The sequence below is a fragment of the uncultured Flavobacterium sp. genome, assembly GCF_963925415.1.
In the GTDB taxonomy this organism is placed as follows: Bacteria; Bacteroidota; Bacteroidia; order Flavobacteriales; family Flavobacteriaceae; genus Flavobacterium.
In genome coordinates, this window is sequence record NZ_CAWUTS010000074.1 from 1 (window position 1) to 17987 (window position 17987).

18 protein-coding genes are annotated in these 17987 nt (G+C 31.3%); 8 read left to right on the top strand and 10 right to left on the bottom strand.

Translation table 11 applies throughout. The annotated features are described in order from the left end of the window. Nucleotides 1-662 (top strand): Pycsar system effector family protein (locus AABM47_RS05645; RefSeq protein WP_338409952.1); only part of this gene is annotated, 662 nt, incomplete at its 5' end. Here the strand turns inward: AABM47_RS05645 and AABM47_RS05650 are convergent. Then, on the bottom strand, nucleotides 659-3010 hold the full coding sequence (locus AABM47_RS05650) for a GAF domain-containing protein (RefSeq protein ID WP_338409953.1): 2352 nt from the start codon (nucleotides 3008-3010) through the stop codon (nucleotides 659-661). The genes AABM47_RS05645 and AABM47_RS05650 overlap by 4 nt on opposite strands. Before the next feature lie 177 nt (nucleotides 3011-3187). On the opposite strand from AABM47_RS05650, the gene map reads away from it, so the two are divergent. Genes map through AABM47_RS05665 form a run of 3 tightly spaced genes read left to right on the top strand, consistent with a single transcriptional unit; the run spans nucleotide 3188 to nucleotide 5135 of the window. Beyond that, nucleotides 3188-4006, top strand: coding sequence for a type I methionyl aminopeptidase (map, locus tag AABM47_RS05655; protein ID WP_338409954.1), 819 nt, complete (start codon nucleotides 3188-3190; stop codon nucleotides 4004-4006). Between the two features lie 47 nt (nucleotides 4007-4053). Continuing rightward, complete coding sequence (locus AABM47_RS05660) at nucleotides 4054-4326, top strand: GxxExxY protein (protein ID WP_338409955.1); 273 nt, start codon at nucleotides 4054-4056, stop codon at nucleotides 4324-4326. A gap of 38 nt (nucleotides 4327-4364) precedes the next feature. Beyond that, the gene (locus AABM47_RS05665) at nucleotides 4365-5135 is read left to right on the top strand and encodes a methyltransferase domain-containing protein (protein WP_338409956.1); all 771 of its coding nucleotides are present in this window, start codon (nucleotides 4365-4367) and stop codon (nucleotides 5133-5135) included. 1 nt (nucleotide 5136) lies between these two features. On the opposite strand, the gene AABM47_RS05670 is transcribed toward AABM47_RS05665, so the two are convergent. The 8 genes from AABM47_RS05670 to AABM47_RS05705 form a co-directional block, all read right to left on the bottom strand. Next, nucleotides 5137-6153 (bottom strand): FAD:protein FMN transferase, encoded by a 1017-nt coding sequence (locus tag AABM47_RS05670; RefSeq protein ID WP_338409957.1) that lies wholly within the window; start codon nucleotides 6151-6153, stop codon nucleotides 5137-5139. Then, on the bottom strand, nucleotides 6131-6493 hold the full coding sequence (locus AABM47_RS05675; protein WP_338409958.1) for a Na(+)-translocating NADH-quinone reductase subunit F: 363 nt from the start codon (nucleotides 6491-6493) through the stop codon (nucleotides 6131-6133). Before AABM47_RS05675 ends, AABM47_RS05670 begins: the two co-directional genes overlap by 23 nt. 81 nt (nucleotides 6494-6574) lie before the next feature. Next, the gene (gene nqrF, locus AABM47_RS05680; protein WP_338409959.1) at nucleotides 6575-7888 is read right to left on the bottom strand and encodes an NADH:ubiquinone reductase (Na(+)-transporting) subunit F; all 1314 of its coding nucleotides are present in this window, start codon (nucleotides 7886-7888) and stop codon (nucleotides 6575-6577) included. A 2-nt stretch (nucleotides 7889-7890) separates the two neighbouring features. Continuing rightward, nucleotides 7891-8637, bottom strand: a complete 747-nt coding sequence (nqrE, locus tag AABM47_RS05685) for an NADH:ubiquinone reductase (Na(+)-transporting) subunit E (RefSeq protein WP_338409960.1) — start codon at nucleotides 8635-8637, stop codon at nucleotides 7891-7893. A 3-nt stretch (nucleotides 8638-8640) separates the two neighbouring features. Then, on the bottom strand, nucleotides 8641-9312 hold the full coding sequence (locus AABM47_RS05690; RefSeq protein ID WP_338409961.1) for an NADH:ubiquinone reductase (Na(+)-transporting) subunit D: 672 nt from the start codon (nucleotides 9310-9312) through the stop codon (nucleotides 8641-8643). 2 nt (nucleotides 9313-9314) lie between these two features. Continuing rightward, nucleotides 9315-10037: an NADH:ubiquinone reductase (Na(+)-transporting) subunit C gene (nqrC, locus tag AABM47_RS05695; protein WP_338409962.1), complete on the bottom strand. Its 723-nt coding sequence runs from the start codon at nucleotides 10035-10037 to the stop codon at nucleotides 9315-9317. Nucleotides 10038-10039: 2 nt separating this feature from the next. Beyond that, complete coding sequence (locus tag AABM47_RS05700) at nucleotides 10040-11257, bottom strand: NADH:ubiquinone reductase (Na(+)-transporting) subunit B (RefSeq protein ID WP_338409963.1); 1218 nt, start codon at nucleotides 11255-11257, stop codon at nucleotides 10040-10042. Between the two features lie 23 nt (nucleotides 11258-11280). Then, complete coding sequence (locus tag AABM47_RS05705; protein WP_338409964.1) at nucleotides 11281-12627, bottom strand: Na(+)-translocating NADH-quinone reductase subunit A; 1347 nt, start codon at nucleotides 12625-12627, stop codon at nucleotides 11281-11283. A 193-nt stretch (nucleotides 12628-12820) separates the two neighbouring features. On the opposite strand from AABM47_RS05705, the gene AABM47_RS05710 reads away from it, so the two are divergent. From AABM47_RS05710 to pruA, 4 genes are all read left to right on the top strand, one after another. Next, nucleotides 12821-14077 carry a DUF5103 domain-containing protein gene (locus tag AABM47_RS05710; protein WP_338409965.1) on the top strand — a complete coding sequence of 419 codons (1257 nt, stop codon included), beginning with the start codon at nucleotides 12821-12823 and terminating at the stop codon, nucleotides 14075-14077. Then, entirely contained in the window at nucleotides 14077-15063 is a 987-nt protein-coding gene (locus AABM47_RS05715) for a DUF3667 domain-containing protein (protein ID WP_338409966.1), read from the top strand. The genes AABM47_RS05710 and AABM47_RS05715 overlap by 1 nt, the downstream gene beginning before the upstream one ends. 3 nt (nucleotides 15064-15066) lie before the next feature. Beyond that, entirely contained in the window at nucleotides 15067-15453 is a 387-nt protein-coding gene (gene apaG / locus AABM47_RS05720) for a Co2+/Mg2+ efflux protein ApaG (RefSeq protein WP_338409967.1), read from the top strand. A 131-nt stretch (nucleotides 15454-15584) separates the two neighbouring features. Then, on the top strand, nucleotides 15585-17213 hold the full coding sequence (gene pruA / locus AABM47_RS05725) for an L-glutamate gamma-semialdehyde dehydrogenase (protein WP_338409968.1): 1629 nt from the start codon (nucleotides 15585-15587) through the stop codon (nucleotides 17211-17213). A 126-nt stretch (nucleotides 17214-17339) separates the two neighbouring features. Here pruA and rsmG read toward each other — a convergent pair whose 3' ends face one another. Continuing rightward, nucleotides 17340-17969 (bottom strand): 16S rRNA (guanine(527)-N(7))-methyltransferase RsmG, encoded by a 630-nt coding sequence (rsmG, locus tag AABM47_RS05730; protein WP_338409969.1) that lies wholly within the window; start codon nucleotides 17967-17969, stop codon nucleotides 17340-17342. Between the last annotated feature and the right edge of the window lie 18 nt (nucleotides 17970-17987).

Here is a 17987-nt window from a genome sequence, read left to right on the forward strand (position 1 = left end):
CTTTAGTTAACTGGAAACCAAAGAAAGAAAAAAATATAAAAAGAATTCAACAATTTTTAGCAAATGACAATATGATTATAAATGGTGCTGATACAGAAAAAAAGAAGGAAAAAAAAGAAGTGAAGCCAGAAAGAGCCATTGACACTCTCTTTAGAGTCACATTAAACAATCATACACGACTTAGTGGCATTGCAGATAGCAAAGCCAATATCCTTTTGTCGGTTAACGCAATAATCATATCTATTGCGCTTTCTACTATCATTCCAAAATTAGACAGCCCTACTAATGAACACTTAATTATTCCGACTTTTATTATGCTGCTTTGGAGTGTTATTTCTATTATTTTTGCCATACTATCTACGCGCCCAAAAGTTACTTCAGGCACTTTTACAAGTCAAGATGTGAAAGACAAAAAAGTAAATCTTTTGTTCTTTGGTAATTTTTACAAAATGCCTTATCAAGACTATGAAGAAGCGGTTAATGAAATGATTAAAGACAGAGAATATCTTTACAACTCTATGATTAAAGATTTATACTTTTTAGGTATTGTTTTAGAACGAAAGTATCGATTATTACGTATTACCTATAACATTTTTATGATTGGCATAATCGTTTCAGTTATTGTTTTTGTTGTGGCTTTTAAAATGAAAACTGTCGTTTAATTGAGTTCGTTTAAAAGATCTTGATAGGAGTATTTTTTCTCTACAACCATATCATTAACAACTTTTACACGAATACCTCTCAGACCAGAAACACCTTGTAAATCTTCAATTTCAAATTGCTCGATTGTTGTTTCTAACACATTTTTATGCTGAAGAAATTTAATATATTTTAAATATTCTTTTTTCTCATGATCGTGTGAGTAAACAATAGTTATTTTTTCTTTTTCTGTAATACGCTCTTGAGTTCCTAAAACATAGGCTTTATCAATTCTTTTTTTAACCACTTCATATCGTGCGTTATAAGAACCGTCAACATCAAAACGTTTTTCGTCCATTCTAAATCGAATAGATAAAGGAGAACTAAAAACTAATATTAAACAAGTTACTTCTAATACAAAAGGCAAGGTCTCTTTAATTTTATGATGTTCTAATTCCATTTCACATAGGGCTTGCAATTGCCATAACCTTAAATTATTAAGATACATTTTATCGAAAGGAATAGTTGGTGCAATTGAAGCTCCAATATATAAATTATGTTCTACTCCATCTGTTTTAAAACGTTCATAATAATGAGGATATATTTTTTGTGCTTCTATTTGTTTTTCATCTAATATAGAAGCCATTTTTTTGTTGATAACCGACAACGTATGATCAAAATCTTTTCTTGAATGATAAAACATTCCCGTTTTTGGATCTAAACTTTCAAAATAAGATTTGATGTTTTGTTCTAAAGTACCGTTAACTTTTGCCGATTGAATTATAGGATGAATTTCAGATTCAATAAAACGTTGAATTTGTTGTTCCATATCTGCTTTTAAAGGCAAATCTAACTCTGTAAGAAGTTCAATGAGTTCAAATGTTTTTTGATCTAAAATTAATAAATCACTTAACTTTTTTATTTCATTAACTATATTTATTAGTGTTTGAATCTGACTTTTTAAATCCGTTTTTACCGTTTGATTTCTTTTGTCTGACGAACCTTTAATGTCTATTTGCCCATATAACGGATAAATTTCTTTAAATGTAATTTCTTTAAAAATATAATCTTTTGTTGATGCAATCGATTTAATATAATTCTGGGCTTCGTTTTTAAACTTCCAATACACACTAGAATGTATTGTTGTATATTCTTTTTGGATGATTGCTTCTTCTAAGTTTTCAAATTCAATCATTGAACGCTCAACAGTGTCAACGATATATGGCATTATTAAATCAATTTTATTAGCATTGATCGAATTTAATGCTCTTGGTTCTGATGAAGCAATTTCAATAATTCCCAACAACGAACCTTCTTTTACAATTGGAGCTAAAATACAACTCTTAACATTCTGACTTAATAAGCGTTCCACTAATTTATTCGACTGAAAAACTTCTACATTAGAAACTATTAATGGTTGTTTTTTTTGAATTAAAGTATCTAAAGTAAAATTACATAAAACCCCATCACATTTTTCTTCTTCTAAATTACACAACAAATAACTGACTATTTTGTTTTCGCTAAAAGGTTGTTTTACGAATTTTTTATCGACTTCATCATATTTTGTAAAACCTATTTTAACATCTTTTATTCTAAAAATTGATTTAAAAATAGCTTCAGAACTTTTTTCAAAATCTTGTTTTTCTGTATCCGATTTTAATAAATTAGTCTTTAAATTAGAAACTGCACTTTCAACCGTTACATCTACTAAAGTAACAATTCCAAATCCTTTTAACAACCATGAATTTGGCGGAAACTTTTCTTTCCATAATTCTAAATCATCATAGTTATCAATCAACAGATTAATTTCATCTTGTGTTAAAGGCACCATTTTTTTGGTTGGAGTAACTTCTATAAAGTCGGCATTATACAAAATTCGATAATGATTCATGATTCCGTTTTCGTCTGGAATATCATAAAACAGAGGCTTTCTACTATCAATTTTTTGGTTATAATAAGCATTCAGAATAATATAGCAATTCATTAGATAAAATTGATGCTCATCAAAATCACGAATTTCAATATCGAAAGTCATTCCGGCAGCATCGAGAATTTTCCTAAATCGTTGTGTATAATTAAAGGTGAAATTGACAAAAGGTAATGTTACCGCCTTAATTTCATTATTCGTTAATCCAGTTGGGAATAAGTCAGATAATAAATCCCTAATTAACGATTCATTGTCCTTAATAAAAGAAACATCTTGAATTCCTTCAATCATTTCTGGTTTGTTTCCAACTTGTTTTAATAAACTTTTTGCATAGTTAGATCTATAATCAACATCAGACTTTGCCATTTCTTGTAATTTTTCAATTAAAAGATGAAAAGAAATAAGCGTTTTAAACGGACTTGGATATTGTAGTTTTATAGGCATACATTAAAATTTATATAAAATTACAAATTATTATAAGAAAGAAAGCTAATACTTTGTTAAGGTAATTAGTGACTTTCTATCACTAAATATTCAAATAAAATTATAGATTAATTTGAGTGGAATAGCTTCATTGAAAACGATTTAAAATTGTATTTTTGCTTTTTGAATTCAACAAATATGATTATTATAAAAACTCTTGAAGAAATTGAAATGATGCGTGAAAGCGCTTTAATTGTTTCCAAAACACTAGGCCTTATTGCAAAAGAAATTAAACCTGGTGTAACCACGTTATATTTAGACAAACTAGCCGAAGAATTCATAAGAGAACAAGGAGCAGAACCAGGCTTTTTAGGCATGTATGGTTTTCCAAACACTTTATGTATGAGTCCAAACACTCAAGTTGTTCATGGCATTCCAAACAACATACCACTTGTTGAAGGGGATATCATTTCTGTCGACTGTGGAGCTTTAAAAAATGGCTTTTATGGCGATCATGCTTATACGTTCGAAGTTGGTGAAGTTGATGATGCTGTTAAAAAGTTATTAAAAATTACTAAAGAGTCTTTATATGAAGGCGTTAGAGCTACAAAAGTAGGCAATCGTGTGGAAGATATTGGAAATGCAGTTCAAGTGTACTGTGAAAAGCATGGTTATGGTGTGGTTCGTGAGTTATGTGGGCATGGTTTAGGTAGAAAAATGCACGAAGATCCCGAAGTTCCAAATTATGGTAAACGAGGTCGTGGAAAAAAATTAGTAAACGGAATGGTTTTAGCCATTGAACCCATGATAAATTTGGGCACAAAAAACATTAAACAACACAAAGACGGTTGGACGATAACCACTGCTGACAATAAACCAAGTGCGCATTTTGAACATGACGTAGCTATTGTTGATGGAAAACCAGAGTTGTTGTCAACATTTGCCTATATATATGAAGCATTGGGCATCGTTAGTAATGAAGAAGATGGATTGCGTCAGAAGGCTTTGGTACTTTAGGTTATTTCACAGAGTTCCACAAAGATTAATCTCAGAGATACACAAAAATGGATATAAATGATTTATCTTATAAAATAATTGGCCTTGCAATTGAAGTTCATAGAGAATTAGGCCCAGGTTTATTGGAATTTGCCTATCAAGAATGTCTTTATTACGAAATTAAAAATGCTGGTTTTCATGTTGAAAAATATACTGATGTTCATTTTGCTCAAATTTTAACTTACCTAAAACTTGGAAATTATCCTTTAGGATTACTGATTAATTTTGACAGTAAAATATTAAAAAACAACATAAAAAGATTTATTAATAACCCTTTGTGAAACTTTGAGTATTCTTTGTGAAACTCTGTGCAAAAATTATGAAAAAAATATTCAAATTTATACTTAATACAATTCCTAGACCCATCTTAATTCGATTGAGTTATGTAATCCGTCCTGTTTTAGCAATTGTATTAAAAGGAACTAAATTTACTGATCCCATTGATGGAAAAAGCTTTAAAATGTTTTTGCCTTATGGTTATGGCCAACAGCGAAATAATGTATTATCACCTAGTACACTTTCCTTAGAAAGACATCGATTGTTATGGTTGTATTTAAAAAACGAAACAGGTTTTTTTACTTCAAAAACCAAATTAAAAGTATTACATTTTGCACCAGAGCAGGCCTTTTACAAACTTTTTAGAAATCAAAAAAATTTAGATTATACCACTACAGATTTATTTTCGCCTTTAGCTGATGTGAAAGCAGATATTTGTAATTTGCCTTTTGAAGATAATCAATATGATATTGTTTTATGCAATCATGTTTTAGAACACATTGCTGATGACAATAAAGCTATGCAAGAATTGTATCGTGTTTTAAAACCTGGTGGAATGGGGATTTTTCAAATTCCACAAGATTTAGATAGAGAAATTACTTATTCTGACGATTCAATAACCGATCAAAAAGAAAGAGCCAAAATATTTGGGCAATACGACCATGTTAGAATTTATGGTAAAGATTATTTTGACAAACTAAGAAATATAGGTTTCAAGGTTGAAGAAGTAGATTACACAAATTCCATTTTACCTAAATTAGTAGAAAAATATTGTTTGGCAAAAGGAGAGGTTATCCCGGTTTGTTACAAATAATTTAAATTTTTAACTTATTGAAATTTTCACTTTTATACTGTTGCACCTTATTATTCTCGTCTGTATAAACTAACAGAACGTATAAATCTGGATGTTTTTGTGCAAATAAAATACCTTTATTTATATCTAAAACCATAAAAGAGGTTGCATATCCATCAGCCATTTTACAAGTTGATGCTAAAACAGTAGCGCTTAATACGTTGCCCCTTTGAGGTTTTCCTGTTTTAGGATTAATAGTGTGTACGTATTTTTCTCCCGAGATAGCGTCTGTTTCTACTTTTCTATAATTTCCTGATGTTGCCATGCCTAAATTTTTAATGTTAATTTTGGCAATTAAAGTTCGCTCTCCAGGTTTTTGCATGGGATCATCTATTCCTACAATCCAATTTTTATTATCGATTGTATTAGTTCCAAAACCGCATAATTCTCCACCAATTTCAACAATTCCGTTAGCTATACCTTTAGATTTAAGAAATTCTGACACTACATCAACCGAATACCCTTGGGCTATAGCATTAAAATCAAAATAGGTTTCAGGGTAAAGTTTTGTAATGGTTTTATTTGGGTTTAATTTTACTTTATTGAAACCTACATAGCGAAGTAAGCTGTCAATTTGGTTTTGATTTATTTTTATTCTTTGATGGCTAGGTCCAAAACCATAGGCATTTACTAATACGCCAATTGTTGGGTCAAAAAAACCATTGGTTTCTTTATAAATTTGATGTGACGCATTAAAGGTTTCTATAAAAAAATCATCTACAATCACGGTTGAATCGCCTGAGTTTATTTTTGAAATCTTAGAATCTTTTCGATAGGTTGAAAGCGACAAATCAAAAGCTTGTAATATGGAGTCTATTTGATTTTTTGATACTATTTTTTTGTTTGCAATATACTTAATGCTATAGGTGCTGCCTTGGGCCTCTCCTTGTAGTATTAAAAACATTGGTGTTGTATCTTTTTTGCAAGAAACCATAAAAAACAAAACGATACCTAAACTAAGTAATTTTTTTAAATCCATTATAATTAATAACATAATCAGATGACAAATAAATTGGTTCTTCTATATTTTCTGCATTGGCAATTCCAACTCCAGCAAAGAGTACTTTGGCATTTTTATTTTTGGCGTGATCCAAAAAGGTTTCCACAAAAAGCCTATTCGGAATTTCGGGGTTAATAGGATATGGAACTGCTTGCACCATTACAAAATACAAATCATTTTGCGCATCAACACAAATAAATTGAGGATGTTTTTGAAGTTGGCTGTTTATAGCTATGAATTGAAAACCTTTAGACTCTAAATCTTTTCCAACATGATTCATGGCTATTTTATGCAGTTCTTGTTCTGAAATGTGTTCCATAATACAAAGTTAGCTATTTAGAGATTGTAAATAAACAAAAAACCGACTCATTACTGAATCGGTTTTGTTTTTTTTTTTAGATTATCCTCCAAAGTCATCAAATCTAATATTGTCTGGGTCTAAACCAAAATCCTCTCCCATTTTTTGAACAGCGTTGTTCATCATAGGCGGTCCACAAAAATACAATTCCATGTCTTCTGGCTCTTCATGTTTAGATAAATAATTATCTATTACTACATTGTGTATAAAACCAACAAAACCATCGCCTTCTCCTTCTGTGCCTTCTTTAACTTTCCAATTGTCTTCGGGCATTGGTTCAGAAAGTGCCATGTAGAATTTAAAGTTAGGAAAATCTTTTTCCAATGCTTTAAAGTGATCCACATAAAATAATTCTCTTTTTGAACGTCCACCATACCAATACGTAACTTTTCTGCCTGTTTTTAAAGTACGAAAAAGGTGATATAAATGAGAACGCATAGGAGCCATACCTGCACCACCACCAATATATAACATTTCTGATTCTGATTCGTTTATAAAAAATTCTCCATAAGGTCCAGAAACTACTACAGGATCTCCTGCTTTTCTTGAAAATATAAATGATGAAGCTACTCCTGGGTTTAATTTTGCCCATCCGTTTATAGCTCTATCCCAAGGTGGAGTAGCTACACGAACATTAAGCATTATTTTTCTTCCTTCGGCTGGATAAGAAGCCATTGAATAAGCTCTTTCTACCAACTCATTATTTTTCATAACCAATGGCCATAAATTGAATTTATCCCATTCTGCTTTAAATTTTTCTGGCTCACCTGGATGCTCTTCAGGATGCGCTGAGATATCCATATCTGAAAATTTAATTTCACATTCAGGAATTTCAATTTGAATATAACCCCCTGCTTCATAATGCATATCATCTGGCAATTCTACAATGAATTCTTTAATAAATGAGGCTACATTATAGTTAGAGTATACTTTAGCTTCGAACTTTTTAATCCCAAAAACTTCTTCTGGCACTTCGATAACCATGTTGCTCTTAACTTTTACCTGGCAACCTAATCGCCAACCTTCTGCTAATTCTTTTCTTGAAAAATGAGGCGTTTCAGTTGGCAATGCTTCTCCACCACCATCTTTAACAATACATTTACATTGAATACAGGTTCCACCTCCACCACATGCTGATGGTAAAAATATTTTTGAACCACCTAATGTTGATAATAGGGTGCTTCCCGAATTTACTTCTATTTCGTTTTCACCGTTTATTTTAATTTTTACGGGTCCTGATGCTACCAATTTTGATTTTGCAAATAAAATAACACCTACTAATGCCAATAATAACACAAAAAATGCAAAAACCGTTACCTTAATTAATCCTACTGTACTTACTTCTAAAGCTACCATAATTATTCTTGGGCTATTTGAGTTAATGAATCGTTTACTGTTTTTAGAGCTGTTGAATCTATTGCCTTAACCTCAACTTTGATTTCAGTTGGTTCAATGTTTTCTACAACTATTTTTGGAGCAGGTTCGTCGCCACCAGTTAACATACCTCCAAAAGACATGAAACCAATCGCCATTAATCCTGTTAATATAAATGTCATCCCTAAACCTCTAAAAGATTCCGGCACATTTGAATATCTAATTTTTTCTCTAATAGCACCAATTGCAACAATTGCTAAAAACCATCCAATTCCCGAGCCTACACCATAAACGGTTGCTTCAGTAATGTTGTTGAATTCTTTTTGTTGCATAAATAATGACCCCCCTAAAATGGCACAATTAACGGCTATTAGAGGTAAAAATATACCTAATGAATTGTATAATGCTGGTGCAAATTTTTCGACAATCATTTCTACTAATTGAACCATTGTAGCAATAGTTGCAATAAATAAAATGAAGGTTAAGAAACTTAAATCATAATCTACATATTCTTCACCAAGCCAAATTAGAGCTCCAGGTTTAAGAATATACGTGTCTAATAAAAAGTTTAAAGGAACAGTAACTAACATTACGAAAATTACAGCTGCGCCTAGCCCTACTGCTGTAGATACTTTTTTAGAAACCGCTAAGTATGAACACATTCCAAGGAATGTTGCGAATACCATATTATCAATAAAAATTGACTTTAAAAATAATTGAATTAATTCCATTGCTTAGTTTGTTTCTATTAGACTTTTATTTCTTGAACGTTGAAATCCTATGATTAGCCCTAAAGTGATTAAGGCCATGGGTGCTAACAACATAAATCCACTATTTTCATATCCAAATGCGTAAAGGCCTGTTTTTTCAACTGGGTCACCAAATACAGGGATACCGAATAATTTTCCTGAACCTAATAATTCTCTGAAGAATCCAACTACCAATAAAATTCCGGCATATCCTGCTGCATTTCCTACGCCATCTAAAAATGATTTCCAAGGCGTATTGGCTAAAGCAAAAGCTTCAAAACGACCCATAATGATACAGTTTGTAATAATTAATCCTACAAAAACGGATAATTTTTTAGCTAAATCGGGCACATAAGCTTTAAGCGTTAAATCTACTATAATTACAAGAGCTGCAACGACAACCAATTGGGCTATAATTCGTATGGCAGATGGAATAATGTTTCGCATTAAAGAGATGACAACGTTACCAACCCCTAGTACAAATATAACAGAAAGACCCATTATAAGAGATGCCTTTAACTCTGCCGTGATCGCTAAAGCTGAACATATTCCTAATACTTGAACCGTTACAGGATTATTATCTGTTAAAGGATCTTTTAATAAACCGATGTTTTTCTTTGAAAACAAAGCTTCGTTTTGTGTTTTATTTTCTGCCATTGTTATTTTTTTAATGTTGAAAAATATGGTAAATAAGAACGGATTCCTGAATTAATCATAGCTCCTACTCCATTACCTGTGATTGTTGCTCCAGAAATTGCATCTACTTGATTGTCTGTTTTATCTGCATTATTTGGATCTCCGTTTGATTTTGATATTTCAATCCCTTTAAAGTTGTCTGCAGCATCATATATACTTTCGTCTTTAAAATCATCGGTAAAGAATTTTTCGGTAATATTTGCTCCCAAACCTGGAGTTTCTCCTTTGTGATCAAAATATACACCGTTAATACTTTTTAAATCGTCATTTAAGGCAATGTATCCCCAAATTGCATCCCATAATCCATTACCTCTAACAGGTAACACATATAAAAATTTACCGTCTTTTTCTGCAATAAATAAAGGGAGTTTTTGAGTTAAACCTTTTTTAGCATTATCTAATTCTCTTTTTACATCAATTAAATAGGCTTTATCATCATCAGACACATTATCACCCTCTATAACTTTTTGTTCTTTTATGTATTGAGTAAACATCTCTGTTGCATTTGAACGATCTGCCTCAACACCAATAGCATTTAAAATGTCTATTTGAGCTTTTACCTGGTCATTTTTTACTCGATCTTCTTTTGTGAAATTAGCAAAAAATGCTAATAAAGTTCCTACTACAACTACCAATACGATAGAAAAAATAATAGTATATCCGTTTGAATCTGTACGTTTTGACATAATTATGCAGTTTTTACTTTTAAACGATTCATTCTTCTTTTTACATTTGCCTGAACAACATAATGATCTATTGTTGGTGCAAATACATTCATTAATAAAATTGCCATCATTACTCCTTCTGGATATGCAGGATTAAAAACACGTATTAAAATACTAAAAAATCCAATAAAAAAACCATATATAATTTTACCCTTAGCTGTTTGTGAGGCGGATACTGGATCGGTTGCCATAAAAACAATACCAAAAGCAATACCTCCTACAAATAAATGTTGCCAGAATGGAAAAGACATTAAACCATAGAATTTAGTCCCTTCTAAAATAATATCAGAATCTACTAATCCGTTAAAAATCAATCCCATTACTAAAGCTCCAACCACCGATGAAATCATAATACGTGCGCTTCCAATTCCTGAAAATATCAAGAAAGCTGCCCCTAGTAATATAGCAAAAGTTGAGGTTTCACCCACAGAACCGGGAATCATTCCTAAAAACATTTCTTGGGCAGAATATGCTATCTGTTTATTTGCTGCCAATGCTCCTAATATCGTTTCGCCAGAAATAGCATCAGTACCCGCAGCATTCATCATCCCTTCTTTTGCTCCATGAACCCATACTTTATCTCCCGACATCCAAGCTGCCCAGTTGAAAAACAAAAATGCACGAATAGTTAATGCAGGATTTAAAATATTCATTCCTGTTCCTCCAAACAATTCTTTACCAATAATAACACCAAAGATAACAGCTACTGCTAGCATCCATAAAGGTAAATCAATTGGCATAATAAGAGGAACAAGCATCCCTGTTACCAAATATCCTTCTTCTACTTCATGCTTTTTAACGGTTGCAAAAATAAATTCTACACCTAAACCTACTCCATAAGATACAATAAGCATTGGAAGAATTTTTGAAGCTCCAAGCAATAGATTGTCTAAATTCCAAAAGTGACTGGTTAAAAAGGCTAGTCCCTCTTGAGGAAAACCATTTATTTGACCAAAATGCTGGTAACCAGCATTAAACATACCAAAAATTAAAGCAGGAATCAATGACATGATTACTGTATTCATAACTCGCTTTAAGTCTGCAGCATCTCTTACGTGAGCTCCCGTATGCGTAGTAATATTAGGTGTGTATAAAAAAGTATGCAAAGCATTGAACGACTGTTCCATCTTTGTTCCTTTATACTTTTCCTTTAAATTATGTAAATTTTGTTTTAATCCCATTTTGTTTTTTCTTTATTTTGAAATTAACCCACTTCTTTAATCATCATGTCTAATCCAGCTCGGATAATGGCTTGATGTTCTTGTTTCGAAACGTCAACGTATTCTGTTAATGCAAAATCTTCAGGGGCAACTTCATAAATTCCTAAAGCTTCCATTTGATCAATATCTCTTACCAAAATAGATTTCATCAACTCCATTGGGTATATGTCTAAAGGAAACACTTTTTCATATTTTCCTGTTAAAACAAACCCTCTGTGCTCTCCATTTGTATTGGTATTTAAATCGTATTTTTTATTAGGCGTTAAAAATGAAAACATTCCCGCTCTATATATACTAAATTTATTAGGCCTTGGTAAATTCCATCCAAAAAAATCATAATCATCTCCTTCAGGAATTACGGTTACTTGTGAATCATAATGACCTATTGATTGCTCTTTAGTTCTTTTTTGACCCGTTAGTACATTTCCGCTAATGATTCTATAATTTCCTTCTTTTAAATTAGAACCTAAAACATCACCCATTTGAGCTCCAATTAGTCCATTAACATAAGATGGGGTATTAAACCCTGTTCCTGTTAAAGCTATTGTTCTTTGAAAATTTAATTTACCTGTTACAAATAATTCGCCAATTATGGCAACATCTTCTATTTGAACAGTCCAAACTTTTTCTCCTTTATTAATTGGGTCAATTTGAGCTATTTGTGTAGAAACCAAGCCAATTGGATGAATTCCTGCAGCTGTATGTAAAACAATAGCATCTGTTTGAGGCAAAAAGTCAGAATTACTTGTGGCTGTTACATTAACTTTACCAGTTGTTAATTTTGATAGCGCTTCAAAACCAGCTTTTAAAAATTCTTTTTTATCTTTTAAAGTAAAGTTCAAATCTGACGCTAAGGGTGCAGAATGAATTGCTGATACAAAAATTGATTTGGGAGTGTCAGCTGAATTTGCAATTACATCATAAGGACGTTGATTTATAAATGGCCAACAACCCGATGCTAACAAATGCTCTTTTACTTCTTGTGATGATAAATCTTTTGGATTTTTTTTACTATGCTCTAAATGGTTGTCTTGAGAATCCGCAGCGATAAGAATTTGTAAAATAAGTCTTTTTTCAGCACGTATAATCTCTTGAATGGTTCCACTAACAGGTGAGGTAAACTTTACAGACTCATCATTTTTTGAGTAGAAAATTACTTCACCAGCTTTAACTTTCACTCCTTCTTTTACTACCATTTTTGGTATCATTCCATGGAAATCTGAAGGATTAATAGCATAGACTTTCGATCGGGATATAGAAGAAATTGTAGTTTCTGCTTCACCTTTCAATTTAAGGTCTAAACCTTTTTTAATTCGAATGTCTTTTGACATATTTATTGAAGATATAGTTAATACTATTTTAAAAACGTGCAAATTTAATCAATTACAAATATGCAACCCAAGAATAAACCAATTGATTTTGTTATTTAAAATAAATCTAAATAATTTAAATACATCATTAAGCTCATGGCTATTGTAAAGTTATATTAGTTTTACTAAATTTACACTTTACTATACTTTATTTATGAAAAATATATGCATTTGTTTGTTTATTTTTATAACATATAAACCCGTTTTTTCACAGCCAAACAACATTGAGCAAGAAACGGTCCCTCCATATAATATTAAAACAGTCGCATTTTATCAAAGAGACTCTGTTGCAAAACCTTTTTTTAGACTTGGGGATCATTTTGAACTGCAGTTTGACGATTTATATGGCAACGAGGCAGATTATTACTATACAATAACCCAATATAGCTATGACTGGAGCCCCACAAGCTTAGCAAAAGTTGAATATCTTCAAGGGATGGATAATCAAAGAATAATGACCTATGAAAATTCTTTTAACACTCTTCAACTCTATTCGCATTATAAACAAAGTTTTCCCAACCGTTTCAATCAAATAACAAAAAGCGGAAATTATATGATCACGATTTTTAATGCCGAACATGAAATTGTTTTTTCCAGAAAATTTATCATTTATGAAGAGGATGTTAACATTTCTGCAAGAATAAGAAAATCAAGAAACCTAAATACAATACAGCACAAACAAAATTTAGATTTCTCCATAAATTTAGGAGAAACAACATATCAAAATCCAAAACAAAACATTAACGTTAGTGTTTTTCAAAATGCACGATGGGACACTGCCATTTACAACATAACACCGCAATACACAATTGGAAACCAATTGATTTATCGCTACAATGAAGAAACTCAATTTTGGGGAGGAAATGAATTTTGGAATTTTGAAAACAGCATCATTAGAGCGACAAATAATACTGTTTCAAAATACACCTCTGGAGACATCTACAACACGCATCTTTATACAAACTACGAAAGAAAAAACACAAGTTACACCTACTACCCCGACATTAACGGTCGCTTTTTAATTTACAATAGAAATGCCGATGACTCTTCTATACAAGCTGATTATACTTGGGTCTATTTTACATTGTTTACATCGAACCCATTTCTTGACAAAAATATTTATATTGGTGGATTATTTAACAATTTTGAAAAAACAGAAGAATTTAAAATGGATTATAATTCTGAAAATGGATTGTATGAAAAAGCCATCTTAATGAAACAAGGATTTGTAAATTTCGAATACATGCTAACCGACAAAAAAGGAAAAATAGATACTGAAAATGCAATTGACGGCAATTTTTACCAAACAGAAAACCAATACAACATTATAGTTTATTATAAAGGAAATAACGATCGATATCATCGAGTAATTGGAATAGGCAGTACTTCTTCATTAATAATTCAAAATTAATGAAGAAAATAAAAACAGCACATTTTAGAGCAAATAATTGTTTAAACTGCAAAACTTCATTAGACATTAGTGAAAGGTTTTGCCATCAATGTGGCCAATTAAATTCAACTAAAAAATTAACATTTAGAAGTTTTTTTGAAGAGTTTTTTTCCGTTTTTTATGCGTATGATTCCAAGATTAAAAATTCTTTAGTTTCAATGTATACAAAACCTGGCGTTTTAGCAAAAGAATACACTGCAGGTATGCGCCAAAAATATGTTAATCCTTTTCGCTTGTTTTTAAGTGTTTGCTTCTTATTATTTTTGTCAGGAAGCTTTGTAGTAAATAAAAACATAAAAGTAAACGCCACCTCAGCCTCAACAAGTAATGTTACTGAAGAAAATATCGCAAAAGATTCTATTTATATTAATAAAGAATTAGGCATTTATAAAGCTTTTGATTTCACAAATAAACTAAGATCTTTTAAAAATTATCAAATTAAAAACCCTATCCATTCTAATGAAAAAGCCTTGCGAAATTTAGGGTTTAAAACTTCTAATATAAATAAGTTGATTTTTGAAAAAACCAAAAGTTTTAAAACAAACAGAATAGAAGAAGAGCTTAGAGCTTATTTTGGTCAAAATTTATCCTTTTTTATTTTTATTTCTTTACCTTTTTTTAGTATTATTTTTATAATCGCATACCCTATTAAAAAGATCAATTACACAGAACATTTAGTATTTTCCTATTCGTTCTTTACATTTATAGTTACATGTGGCATCTTTTTTAATATAATTAATTATTTTATTTCAAATTTATTAAATATAATTTTTTGTTTTTGCTTCCTAATAATTTTTCCTTACTACTTCTACCGATCTCTTCGAAATTTTTATGGGCAAACGCGTTGGAAAACCATATTAAAATTTGTACTTTTGAATGCATTATTTATTCCTTTTTCAATATTTAGCTTTCTACTTATTGTTTTAATAGGAATAGTCTTAATATAAATTATGGTAACACAAATAACAAAAGGAATAAAAATTACGGTTTTGACTGGTTTTGAAGGAACTTACTTCAAAAACCAAAGTCTTTATTTTGCCTTTTCGTATCAAATTACCATTAAAAACCAAAGTAAAGATTCTGTTCAATTAAATTCGCGTCATTGGAAAATATTTGATTCATTAAAAGATATTGAAATAGTTGATGGTGAGGGAGTCGTTGGAAAGAAACCTGTTTTAAAGCCAGGTGAATCACATGTTTATTCTTCGGGTTGCTTATTAGCCTCTCCTATTGGAGCTATGAATGGCTTTTTTAATATGATAAATTTTACTACAACAAAAAGCTTTAAAGTTGAAATTCCTACCTTTAAATTGAGTGCACCATTTGCTTTAAATTAATTTACAAACTTCTTTTATCTCTTTTAAAACATTATTTTAAAAAATCATTTGTATTTTTGCATTCAAATTAATAAGCACATGTATTTATGTGGAATTAATGTTTTTTTAATACAAATTTAAATTACAACATCATGTCAAAAGGATTTTTTCACGTCCCAAAAGCGGTCAACGAACCCGTAAAGTCATACGCTCCAAATTCTCCTGAAAAAAACGCAGTGTTAGCTGCATATAGAAAGATGTGGAACGAAACTATTGACGTTCCAATGTATATTGGTTCTGAAGAAATTCGTTCAAATAATACAAATAACATGACTGCTCCTCACGATCATCAACATGTCGTAGGAACATATCATTTAGCTGAAAAATCTCATGTAGACAAAGCTATTGTTTCTGCACTTGCAGCCCGAAAAGAATGGTCGCAAATGCCATGGGAACATAGAGCAGCTATATTTTTAAAAGCCGCCGAATTAATTGCTGGCCCATATAGAGCTCAAATTAATGCTGCAACAATGATTGCACAATCAAAAACAATTTATCAAGCCGAAATTGACGCTTCTTGTGAATTAATCGATTTTTTACGCTACAACGTAGAGTTCATGACTCAAATTTATCAAGACCAGCCAACCTCTATTTCTGATGTTTGGAATAAAGTTGAATATCGTCCTCTAGAGGGCTTTATATATGCTATAACACCCTTTAATTTTACAGCAATTGCTGCAAATTTGCCTGCCAGTGCTGCTTTAATGGGAAACACTGTAATATGGAAGCCGAGTGACAGTCAAGTTTTTTCAGCAAAAATTATAATTGATGTTTTCAAAGAAGCTGGCGTTCCTGATGGAGTTATCAATGTGGTTTTTGGTGATCCCGTTATGATTTCTAATACTATATTTGATCATCCTGATTTTGCAGGCGTACACTATACAGGTTCTACCTACGTTTTTAAAGAAATTTTTAAGAAAATAGGGAATAACATTCATGCCTACAAAACATATCCAAGAATTGTAGGAGAAACAGGCGGAAAAGATTTCATTCTAGCCCATCCTTCAGCAAACATAAAACAGGTTGTAACCGGAATTACACGTGGAGCATTTGAATTTCAAGGACAAAAATGTTCAGCCGCATCCAGAGCTTATATACCCCAAAGTTTATGGCCCGCTATTAAAGAACAATTAGTAATTGACGTAAAATCAATGAAAATGGGATCTCCAGAAGATTTTGGCAATTTTATAACGGCCGTAATTCACGAAGGCTCATTTGATAAATTAGCTGGTTTTATTGACCAAGCAAAAAAAGATAGCGATGCTGAAATTTTAGTTGGAGGTAATTACGATAAATCAAAAGGTTATTTTATTGAGCCAACCGTTATCGTAACAACAAATCCAAAGTACACGACAATGGAAACCGAACTTTTTGGACCTGTGATCACATTATATATATATGAAGATTCCAAATGGGCAGAAACCTTAAAACTGATAGACGAAACCTCTGAATACGCATTAACTGGAGCTGTTTTTAGTCAAGATAGATATGCCATTGTAGAAGCTACAAAAGCTTTAGAGAACGCGGCAGGAAATTTTTACATCAACGATAAACCTACAGGAGCAGTTGTAGGAATGCAACCTTTTGGAGGAGCAAGATCTTCAGGAACGAATGACAAAGCGGGTTCAATGCAAAATTTATTGCGTTGGGTTTCTCCTAGAACTATTAAAGAAACTTTTGTTACACCAGAAGATTATAGATATCCTTTTTTGGGAGAATAACTTTATAGTGATAAGAATGAGCACTAATAAATAGAGAAAATGCCGAATCTGAAATTTAGATTCGGCATTTTTATTTTTAGTAAAACACTACAGTTAGCTTGTGGTTATTGTCTTTTTAACTAGGCTCTATGCTTTAAACTTCAAAGGCAAATGAACCACCTTTTTAGTTTCAAAAAACTCTTCTTTAAAATAATCGGATAAATTATATTCGGTTGCTTTTGGAAAATCTTTTAGTTCCTCGGTTAAATCTCCACCTTTTAAATAAAGTATACCGTTTTTTAATTCGTGTTTGTTGTTTTTTTTGATTTTATCTTTAATCCAAATCGCAAAATCAGTCATATTGGTTACGGCTCTACTCACTATAAAATCATAATCTCCTTTTACGTTTTCGGCACGCATCTGCTCAGCTTTTACGTTTTTTAATCCCAAAGCTTTAGCAACTTCATTAACTACTTTTATTTTTTTTGCAATTACATCAATCAAATAAAAACGCGTTTCTGGAAACATTATGGCTAAAGGAATTCCTGGAAAACCACCTCCAGTACCAACATCTAAAACATAAGTACCACTTTCAAATGCCTGAACCTTAGCTATTCCAAGAGAATGCAACACATGTCTTGAATATAATTCATCAATATCTTTTCTAGAAATAACATTGATTTTAGCATTCCAATCTTCATACAATCCTTGAAGCATTTTAAATTGATCAATTTGCTCGGGAGTCAAATTGGGGAATTGAATTAGAATTTCTTCCATTTTTTATGTATTTTAAAC